The 7694-nt window shown below is 59.9% G+C and carries 10 protein-coding genes and 1 pseudogene; 6 read left to right on the top strand and 5 right to left on the bottom strand.

Annotation, left to right across the window (positions count from 1 at the left end):
* The 5 genes and pseudogenes from ABYV89_RS12390 to ABYV89_RS12370 form a co-directional block, all read right to left on the bottom strand.
* A partial coding sequence (locus ABYV89_RS12390) for a class I SAM-dependent methyltransferase (RefSeq protein WP_432823267.1) occupies positions 1-934 on the bottom strand: 934 nt, incomplete at its 3' end.
* Between the two features lie 88 nt (positions 935-1022).
* Positions 1023-1667: an HAD family hydrolase gene (locus tag ABYV89_RS12385; RefSeq protein WP_432823266.1), complete on the bottom strand. Its 645-nt coding sequence runs from the start codon at positions 1665-1667 to the stop codon at positions 1023-1025.
* Positions 1668-1731: 64 nt separating this feature from the next.
* On the bottom strand, positions 1732-1911 hold the full coding sequence (locus tag ABYV89_RS12380; RefSeq protein WP_432823265.1) for a hypothetical protein: 180 nt from the start codon (positions 1909-1911) through the stop codon (positions 1732-1734).
* Positions 1826-2500 (bottom strand): annotated as a pseudogene (locus ABYV89_RS12375) (glycerophosphodiester phosphodiesterase); the annotation flags it as partial. The pseudogene ABYV89_RS12375 and the gene ABYV89_RS12380, both read right to left, overlap by 86 nt.
* 9 nt (positions 2501-2509) lie before the next feature.
* Complete coding sequence (locus ABYV89_RS12370) at positions 2510-2905, bottom strand: rhodanese-like domain-containing protein (RefSeq protein WP_432823264.1); 396 nt, start codon at positions 2903-2905, stop codon at positions 2510-2512.
* 134 nt (positions 2906-3039) lie between these two features.
* On the opposite strand from ABYV89_RS12370, the gene glpX reads away from it, so the two are divergent.
* The 6 genes from glpX to ruvB all read left to right on the top strand — a co-directional run.
* The gene (gene glpX / locus ABYV89_RS12365; RefSeq protein WP_432823263.1) at positions 3040-3993 is read left to right on the top strand and encodes a class II fructose-bisphosphatase; all 954 of its coding nucleotides are present in this window, start codon (positions 3040-3042) and stop codon (positions 3991-3993) included.
* Positions 3994-4128: 135 nt separating this feature from the next.
* Positions 4129-4965 (top strand): cytidylate kinase family protein, encoded by an 837-nt coding sequence (locus tag ABYV89_RS12360; protein ID WP_432823262.1) that lies wholly within the window; start codon positions 4129-4131, stop codon positions 4963-4965.
* A 172-nt stretch (positions 4966-5137) separates the two neighbouring features.
* Entirely contained in the window at positions 5138-5884 is a 747-nt protein-coding gene (locus tag ABYV89_RS12355) for a YebC/PmpR family DNA-binding transcriptional regulator (protein ID WP_432823261.1), read from the top strand.
* A 24-nt stretch (positions 5885-5908) separates the two neighbouring features.
* Positions 5909-6418, top strand: coding sequence for a crossover junction endodeoxyribonuclease RuvC (gene ruvC, locus ABYV89_RS12350; protein WP_432823268.1), 510 nt, complete (start codon positions 5909-5911; stop codon positions 6416-6418).
* Between the two features lie 51 nt (positions 6419-6469).
* Positions 6470-7069 (top strand): Holliday junction branch migration protein RuvA, encoded by a 600-nt coding sequence (gene ruvA, locus ABYV89_RS12345; RefSeq protein ID WP_432823260.1) that lies wholly within the window; start codon positions 6470-6472, stop codon positions 7067-7069.
* Between the two features lie 26 nt (positions 7070-7095).
* Positions 7096-7694 (top strand): Holliday junction branch migration DNA helicase RuvB (gene ruvB / locus ABYV89_RS12340; protein ID WP_432823259.1); only part of this gene is annotated, 599 nt, incomplete at its 3' end.

Below are 7694 nucleotides of genomic sequence, written 5' to 3'. Positions count from 1 at the left end.
CACTGTAAAGAAGCGGCTCCAAGCCCTGCGTTTTGCCGGCCTGCTCCAGTGTTGTAAAGTCGATGTGGGCGGTGATGTCCTGACAACCGGCCATTCGGTACGGGTCCTCGCTGGAAGTGTGGCGATAGTAGCACATCAGGGTGCCGCTGCTGCGCCAGGGGGCGTAAAGTTCTGCGGCAGGATAACCATAATCGACCGTAATGACGAAGCCGCGCCGCAGGACGGAACCGACTGCGGCCATCCAGCGCGGGGCTTCGAGATTGACTTCGGCTCGGGCCCCTTCAGCCAGTGAAATGCCGAGGCCATCCAGGTGCTGCTGAATCTGCCCGGACGACAGCGGCCGCAGTTCTTCGCCAAAAGTCCCGTCGCGATCGACAACAAAGACTTCCTGCAGCTGACCATCCTTCATTTCGACCAGGTGCACCGGAAAAGCATCGACCAGTTCGTTGCTCAGGAAGCAGCCCTCCATCCCGTCCAGATCTGCCAGCGAACTCCAGCGGATCCGGTCGAGATGCGTGCCGAGGAGAGCCTTCTGCCGCTGCCGGTTATCGGGACTGATTTCGACCAGGCAGTACGACAGGGCCCGGTAAAACTCCGGGTGTTCCGCTGCGGCGGCGTCGAGAATATCGAGACACAGATGCCCCTCGCCGGCGCCCTGCTCGGCGATAGTAAACTCCCCTTTGCCGAGCAGCTGCCACATCTGCTCCAACTGCCGGCAGATCAGGCGGCCGAACGCCGAGTGAACGCTGGTCGAGGTGAAGAAGTCGCCCCCCTTGCCGATCCGTTCACGCGCTGCGATATAGTAACCATATTCCGGGTGGTACAGGCAGTGCCCCATATACTCGGCGAAAGTAATTCCTCCCGCCTCGGCGATGCGCCGACGGATGAAGGCTTCCAGTTCCGGCCGGCGTTCCGCTGTCATGCTTTCGGTCATGATAAAACTTCTTTCTCAGGCGAAAATAAAGCTGGGATTTTACATGAGGGGGGCGGATAAGACAAGGCAAGAATAGGCCGTGGCAACCTCAGGGGATGATCCCGAGAATCTTGTGGATCTGCAGCAGGTCGGCGGTTTCAGCCACCAGCAGGGTCGGAATCCCCATTTCCCGGGGGACCTTCAGGTCGACCTGTTCCCGGTCGCCGACGAACAGAAAACTGTCGGGCGGTCCGCCGATATCCTCAAGTACCCGCTGCAGGGTCTCGGGGTCGGGCTTGGGCGTCCAGTTGAATTCGATGGTGTACAGGCGGCGGAACAGCGACTCGACCCCGAGCAGGGCGAGAATCTTCTCGGTGAGGGGCAGGTTGTTGTTGGTGTACAGATAAAGATCCCAGCCCCCGGTCAGCGAATCGAGCAGCGCCTCCAGAACCGGATCGGGCGCAAGGTACTGCTCGGGATGAACCCCGGCCTGCATGGCCCGATGAAACTCGGGAACCTCGATCCCCAAGGTCAGGCAGGTACGGGTCAGGGTCGGCTCTTCTTCCAGCAACTCGGCCAGCCGCTTGCGGGAATTGCGCAACAGGGTGCGCCCCTTCTTGAGGGAGACCCCGCGGGTTTCAGCAACGAGGGATGCCGCGACGGTCTGAATCTCAGCGGCCAGACCGTCGCTATGGTACAGCGTGCCATCCAGGTCAAAGACAATGGATCGCACCTGTTTCAAATCGATCAGCATGGCGACAGGACCTCTCCGAAGTCAGAACAACTGATAAAAAAGCATAGCATCAGCCCGGCACATGTCAAAAATTCAGTTGTACTTCTGAGAACTTAACAAAACGATCAGGATGGGCGGCGCTCATTGTTGCGCAGCGCGACCACCTGCCCCGGGGCGTTGGTGAAAACACCGTCCACCCCCTGGCGCGCCAAGCTGGCGATCCGCGTCGGCGTGTCCACCGTCCAGGGGTAAACCGCCAGCCCATGGCGCCGGCAGGCCGCCAGCATGGGTCGACTGACCAGGTCAGCGCGGGGATTCAGGCTTTCCGCCCCGGCGGCGATCGCCCGCCGCACCGCACCGCGCCAGAATAGCGACTCGACCAGAAACCCCAGGGGCAGCTGCGGATCGATCCGGCGCAGGGCCGCCAGCAGTTTGTGATCGAACGATGATACCAGGATGCGGGCGTGGGGATAACGGGGCAGCAGCTGCAGAATGGCCTGGCCGGCAGCATACTCCTTGATTTCAAGATTCAGCCGCAGCCGCCCTTCGGCCCAGTACAGCACCTCTTCGAGGGTCGGCACCGGCTCACCGGCAAAGCTGGACGAAAACCAGCCGCCGGCATCCAGGCGCCGCAGTTCCTCCAGGCTCAGCCGGGACACAGCCCCTTTGCCGCTGGTGGTGCGATCGACAGTGGCGTCATGAATAACCACCGGCACCCCGTCGCGGCTGAGATGCACATCGAGTTCGATGCCATCGGAACCGGCCGCTTCCGCTGCGGCAAAGGCCGCCAGGGTATTTTCGGGAGCCACGGCGGATGCGCCCCGGTGCGCCCAGACGAAAAAGTTCTTATCCATAAGCCTCCCTCAGGGCTGCCCCTGGATAACCGGGTAGCCGCGCAGCTGCCAGGCGTAAATCCCCCCGTACAGGTTGTAAACCACAGGATAACCGAGCCGGGCCAGGTAGTTGGCCACTTGCGAACTGCGCGAGCCGACCGCGCAGTAGACCAGGATCGGCCGGTCCTTCGGCAACTCGCCGATCCGTTTCAGCAACTGGTCGATGGGAACCAGCCGGGCCCCCTCGAGACGGAGCTGCTGATACTCCTCGACCGTCCGCACATCGAGCAGAAAAATTCCCGGTTCGGCGGCCAACAGCTCCCGCGCCTGGACGGCGGAAATATTCTGCGACAGGGCGGCCTGAACCGGGCCGGCCGCCAGCAGCAGCCAGACAAAAGCCAAAAGGGAACGTTTTAACGACAGCATACTGATTTCTCCAGACCAAGGGCCCTGCACATTCAATGTAACATATGTGTACCAGCCGGAACTTGTTTTTCATTGAAAATCATGCCATCATACCGCCCGATTATTAATTTAGCAACGTCGGCAAGGAGTCATAGATGGATCGCAACCTCGCGCTCGAACTGGTACGCGTTACCGAAGCGGCAGCACTGGCCTGCAGCCGCTGGGTCGGCAAAGGCAACAAGATGGCGGCCGATGAGGCGGCCACCAACGCCATGCGTCGCGCCCTCGGCTCGATGGACATCAACGGTACGGTCGTCATCGGCGAAGGCGAAATGGATGAAGCGCCGATGCTCTTTATCGGCGAAAAAGTCGGCAACGGCACCGCCCAGGAAGTCGATATCGCCGTCGATCCCCTCGAGGGAACCAGTATCTGCGCCAAGGGCATGAACGGCTCGATTGCCACCATCGCCATCGCCCCCCGCGGCGGCTTTCTCCATGCTCCCGACATGTACATGGAAAAAATCGCCGTCGGCCCGGCCGCCAAGGGAGTTATCGACATCAACGAATCCCCCTCCAGCAATCTCAAGCGCATCGCCGAAGCCAAGGGCTGCCATGTCGAAGACCTCACGGTCGTGATTCTCGACCGCCCTCGCCATGACAAAATCGTCAGCGAAATCCGCAAGGCCGGCGCACGCATTCACCTGATCAGCGACGGCGATGTGGCACCGGCCATCGCCGCGGCCGTGTCCGGCAGCGGCGTCGATATGCTGATGGGCATCGGCGGCGCCCCCGAAGGGGTGCTGGCGGCGGCCGCCCTCAAGTGCATGGGGGGCGACATGCAGGGCCGCCTGGTTTTCATGAGCAAAGAAGAACGCAACCGGGCCCAGAACATGGGGATCGACGACTTCGACCGGGTCTATTCCGCCGAAGACATGGCCAAGGGCGACGTCTTCTTCGCCGCCACCGGGGTCACCAACGGCGACCTGCTCAAAGGCGTACGCTACTTCGCCGGCGGGGCGGAAACCCATTCGATCGTCATGCGCTCGAAGAGCCGCACGGTCCGCTTTATTGAAACACAGCATTTCTTCGACCACAAACCGACGTTCTGACACAACAAATGCACGGATGAACCCTCCTGGCACAAGAAAAAATTCGGGCCGGATATAAATACTTTTCATCCCCGCCAGGAATTGATAGTATCGAATGCTGACTTTGCAGAATGATGTAATGCAGAGAGGAGAAACATGGCGATCATAACTATCTCAAGGGAAATGGGCAGCGCAGGAATCCCCATTTCTCACAAGACGGCTGAAAAACTTGGGTATACCCTGGTCGACGGCGACGAAATCAGAAGAGTCGCTGCGGATTACGGGCTGTCTCCCGAGGCGGTGGAAAAGGCCGACGAGAAGCCCCCCGCGTTTGTGGAAACCGTCGATTCGCAAACCGAAGCCAATTTTCACCGGATCGAACTCATCATCCTCGAGTACGCCTTGAGGGGGAACGTGATCATTTATGGCCGCGGAGGCCAGGACCTGCTCAAGGGGATCGACAGCGTTCTGCGGGTACGCGTCATCGCCCCCTTCGAAGAGCGGGTCGAACGCTGGGCCGAGCGGGAATGGCTTGACCCCGATCTGGCACGGGTTTTGGTGCGCAAGTCCGACCAGCAGCGCGCCGGCTTCATCAAGTACTACTTCGACCGTGACTGGGTCGATCCCCTTAACTACGACCTGGTGATCAACACCATCAATCTTTCCGAGGAAACCGCCGTCAAGCTGATCTGCGACGCAGTCAAGGACCGCAACCTGACCCAGCGCAAGGACAACTCGAAAAAGATTCTGCAGGATTTGATCATCCGCAAGAAGATAGAAACCGACCTCTTCAGCAAGGGGGTGATCGCCGGTCTGCACCAGTATCACTTCCATGTCGCGGTTCAGGGCGGCAAGGTAACCCTCGATGGCTACGTCCACAGCCAGCGGGAACTCCAGGAGGTCCTCGAAACCCTGGACAAAGTAGAGGGAGTCAAGTCCCACACCAACAATCTCGACATTCGTCCGTTCCAGTCCAATCCGCGAGAGCACTGAAACGGTTTTTATCGACATCGAACAAAGAAAAGCCGGCCGCAAGCCGGCTTTTCTTTGTTCTCTCCGCAAGGGAAAGGCCTTGTCCATGCACGGCCTTCATGATAAGATAACTAGCCGTTTTTGCGACAGCATTGCAATGACGGCAGATTAATGACGCAAGGAGAAACCGACCATGGCAGGACACAGCAAGTGGGCGAACATCAAACACCGCAAAGGGGCCCAGGACGCCAAGCGCGGCAAGATCTTCACCAAACTGATCAAGGAAATCACCGTCGCGGCCAAAATCGGCGGCGGCGATCTCGACGCCAATGCCCGGCTGCGCACAGCCGTCGACAAGGCCAAGAGCGAAAACATGCCCAAAGACACCATCGACCGGGCCATTAAAAAAGGGACCGGCGACCTCGACGGGGTCAACTACGAAGAAGGCACCTTTGAGGGGTACGGACCGGGCGGCGTGGCGGTCATTGTCGAATTCATGACCGATAACCGCGTCCGCACCGTGGCCGATGTCCGGCATATTTTCACCAAGCACAACGGCAACCTGGGGGTCAGCGGCTCGGTGGCCTTCCTGTTCGACCGCAAGGGCCTGCTTTCATTCAGCACCGACAACGATTTCGACACCATCTTCGAAGCCGCCCTCGAAGCCGGCGCCGAAGACGTCAAGGACGAGGGGGATGTCTATGAGGTCATCACCGACCCCCTTAACTTCATCGAGGTCAGGGAAGCGATCGAGGCCGCCGGTCTCAAATGGGAAACGGCCGAGATCACCATGCTCCCCCAGACGATGGTTCAGCTCGAAGGCAAGCACGCCGAGCAGATGCTCAAGATGATGGACAAGCTCGAAGACAATGACGATGTCCAGAACGTTTACGCCAATTTCGACATCTCCGACGACGACATTGAACTGGCGATGGGCTGACGCTTGTCCGTCAACCTGAAAACCATGCGCATTCTAGGGATCGACCCGGGCAGCCGGATTACCGGCTACGGGATCATCGAAAAACAGGGCAACCGCCTGCGGCATATCGATAACGGCGCGATCTTTACCCGCAGCGACGACGATCTCGCGGCCCGGCTGAAAATCATCTACGATGGTCTCAGCCGGGTCATTATCGACTACGCGCCGCAAGCCGTGGCGGTCGAGCAGATTTTCGTCGCCAAGAATGCCCTGTCGGCCCTGAAACTGGGCCATGCCCGGGGCACCGCCCTGCTTGCGGGGGTCAACGCCGGCCTGCCGGTCTTCGAATACTCGGCGCTGCAGGTCAAAAGTGCTGTAGTCGGTTACGGACGGGCCAGCAAAGCGCAGGTTCAGCAGATGGTGCGCACCCTGGTCAGCCTGCCCGAAATAGCCCAGGAAGACGCCTCCGACGCCCTCGCCGTGGCCATCTGCCATGCCCACAGCGCCGGGCTCAACCATCGGCTGGAACAGGCCCTGGCCAAACAGGGTCGCTGATTCTGCAACTTCTCGCCCTTGCTCTTCACCCATCACCGACAACGGGTTTCCATGATTGCACTCCTGACCGGAAAGCTCGCGTACAAATCGATCGACCACCTGATTGTGGATGTCGGCGGCGTCGGCTATCGCCTGCAGATTCCCCTTTCGAGCTTTTACTCGCTGCCGGACAGCGGCGAGGTCAGGCTCCACGTCTACACCCACGTCAAAGAGGACGCCATCCGGCTCTTCGGCTTTCTGACCATTGAAGAGAAAGAACTGTTCATCCTGCTCCTGTCCGTGTCGGGGGTAGGCCCCAAACTTGCAGTCAACATCCTGTCCAACATCCCGACCGCTGAATTGCGGACAGCCCTGTTTCATGGCGACAGCAAGCGACTTTCGGCGATTCCGGGAATCGGCAAGAAAACCGCGGAACGCTTGATTCTCGAACTGCAGGAGAAGGTCAAGAAGTTGGGCGGCGGCGAAATGCCGGCCTCTCAGGCTCGCTCGGCGCGCTCCGCTGACAACGTGCTCGACGACACCCTGTCGGCCCTGGTCAACCTCGGCTACAAGGAAGCTCAGGCAAAAAAGGCCCTGGAAGCCCTCGAACTGGCCGCCGACACCCCGGTCGAAGAGGCTCTCAAGGGAGCCCTTAAACTCCTGATGAAGTAACCATTATCGGCAGAGAACCGAGACAAATGACTGAACGCATCATTACCGCCGGGCTGACCAGCGACGACAATACTTTCGAAAACGGTCTGCGCCCGCGCAGCCTCAAGGAATACGTCGGCCAGTCCAAGGCGAAGGAAAATCTGCAGGTCTTCATCGACGCGGCGCGCAACCGTGACGAGGCCCTCGACCATGTCCTCTTCTACGGCCCTCCGGGACTCGGCAAAACCACCCTGGCCAACATCATTGCCAATGAAATGGGCGTAAATATCAAAAGCACCTCGGGGCCGGTGATCGAAAAGCCGGGCGACCTGGCCGCCATCCTGACCAACCTCGAGGCGGGAGATGTGCTGTTCATCGACGAAATCCACCGCCTGTCGCCGGTCGTTGAAGAAATCCTCTACCCGGCCATGGAAGACTACCAGCTCGACATCATCATCGGCCAGGGGCCCTCGGCCCGTACCATCAAGCTCGACCTGCCGCGCTTCACGCTGGTCGGGGCCACCACCCGGGCCGGCCTGCTGTCGTCGCCGCTGCGCGACCGGTTCGGGGTCACTTCGCGGCTGGAGTTCTACACTGACGAGGAATTGACCACCATTGTTAAACGGAGCGCCAGACTGCTGGGGGT

It is taken from the genome of Trichloromonas sp., assembly GCF_041583255.1.
Lineage (GTDB): Bacteria > Desulfobacterota > Desulfuromonadia > Desulfuromonadales > Trichloromonadaceae > Trichloromonas.
This window is presented reverse-complemented; position numbering and strand designations above follow the sequence as displayed.